Genomic DNA, 363 nt, shown 5'->3' on the forward strand with positions numbered 1-363 from the left:
CTGAGCAGATCGTGCTGGCGAACGGCGAGCCGAACGGTTTGCCGACCATCCGCGCGGAAGTCCAGGTCACCGAACCGACCGGTCCCGACACCCTGGTGTTCGTCAATCTGAATGAAACCAAAGTCTGCTGCCGTCTGGCACCCGATGTTGCACCGGCCCCGGGCGAAACCCTGACCCTGCAATTCGATCCGTCGAAAGTGTTGCTGTTCGATGCCAAGACCGGGGAGCGGTTGGGTGTGGCTGGCGAACCAAAAGCCGAGGCGCACAGCGCCAACGTGGCCCAATTCAAAGGCCGCTGAAGAACAAAATGTGGGGGCGCGCTCGCTCCCACAGGGGGATATGCGGTGAGCGGCCTGTCGCTCT

Annotated in this window: 1 protein-coding gene; it reads left to right on the forward strand. The window is 62.5% G+C overall.

All coding sequences use genetic code 11. From position 1 onward, the window contains the following. A partial coding sequence (locus SB772_RS39445; RefSeq protein ID WP_410838445.1) for a TOBE domain-containing protein occupies positions 1-299 on the forward strand: 299 nt, incomplete at its 5' end. Positions 300-363: the final 64 nt, after the last annotated feature.

This window comes from Paraburkholderia sp. SIMBA_030 (assembly GCF_046535245.1).
In the GTDB taxonomy this organism is placed as follows: Bacteria; Pseudomonadota; Gammaproteobacteria; order Burkholderiales; family Burkholderiaceae; genus Paraburkholderia.